Genomic DNA, 292 nt, shown 5'->3' on the forward strand with positions numbered 1-292 from the left:
TCGGGGCGTAGCGTAGTCCGGTCATCGCGCCTGGTTTGGGACCAGGAGGTCGCAGGTTCGAATCCTGCCGCCCCGACAATTTTAGGGTGCGTAGCTCAGCTGGATAGAGCATCTGCCTTCTAAGCAGACGGTCAAAGGTTCGAATCCTTTCGCGCTCACTTAAGCCTCATAACTTTGTTATGAGGTTTTTTGTTTACATTAATGTATGTGCTACTGCTATATTCTTTTTTCTGAATCTTTAAATAAATATTATGTCGGACATTCCTGTGAAATTTTACAGGAAAGATTAAGG

At 44.5% G+C, this 292-nt stretch carries 2 tRNA genes; both read left to right on the forward strand.

From position 1 onward, the window contains the following. Position 1 precedes the first annotated feature (1 nt). A tRNA-Pro gene (locus tag QWT87_RS21200) sits at positions 2-76 on the forward strand. Between the two features lie 8 nt (positions 77-84). Next, a tRNA-Arg gene (locus tag QWT87_RS21205) sits at positions 85-158 on the forward strand. Positions 159-292: the final 134 nt, after the last annotated feature.

It is taken from the genome of Chryseobacterium urinae (assembly GCF_030518295.1).
Taxonomy (GTDB): domain Bacteria; phylum Bacteroidota; class Bacteroidia; order Flavobacteriales; family Weeksellaceae; genus Chryseobacterium; species Chryseobacterium mucoviscidosis.